This is a genomic window from Flavivirga aquimarina, assembly GCF_030540835.1.
GTDB lineage: Bacteria > Bacteroidota > Bacteroidia > Flavobacteriales > Flavobacteriaceae > Flavivirga > Flavivirga aquimarina.
On record NZ_JAUOEK010000001.1, the window covers coordinates 1 to 490 of the forward strand.

Annotated in this window: 1 protein-coding gene; it reads left to right on the forward strand. The window is 43.9% G+C overall.

The features are described 5' to 3' along the window. On the forward strand, positions 1-374 hold a 374-nt coding region (gene dctP / locus Q4Q35_RS00005; protein ID WP_303275863.1), incomplete at its 5' end, for a TRAP transporter substrate-binding protein DctP. Between the last annotated feature and the right edge of the window lie 116 nt (positions 375-490).

The following is a 490-nucleotide window of genomic DNA, read 5'->3' on the forward strand; positions in this document are numbered from 1 at the left end:
GCGTAGTGGACGGAGCCGAGAACAATCCGCCCTCGTTTGTCTCCTCAAACCATTACGAAGTAAGCAAGTATTATACAATAGACGAACACTCAGCCGTTCCCGATGTCTTACTGATCAGTACCAAATACTGGGAAAAACTAACAGAGAAAGAACGCCAGTGGGTGGAAGCGGCCGCCGCCGAATCCTCACAGGCCCAAAAAGAATACTGGCGCGCCTCGGTAGAAGCCTCAATGAAAACAGCAAAAGAAGCAGGGGTAGAAGTTATTATCCCGGAAAAGTCGCTCTTTGCAGAAAAGTCAAAATCAGTATTAGAAGACTTCAAGAAAGAATATCCAGAGATGACACCCCTAATAAATCAAATAAAAGCCGAATAAGATGAAGCACGCAGAAGCCATATATAACAAAGTATGCCGAATCATGGAGTTGTTTTTAGTAGTGATTTTCGCCCTTCTAGTCATAGACGTCCTCTGGCAAGTATTTTCAAGATACA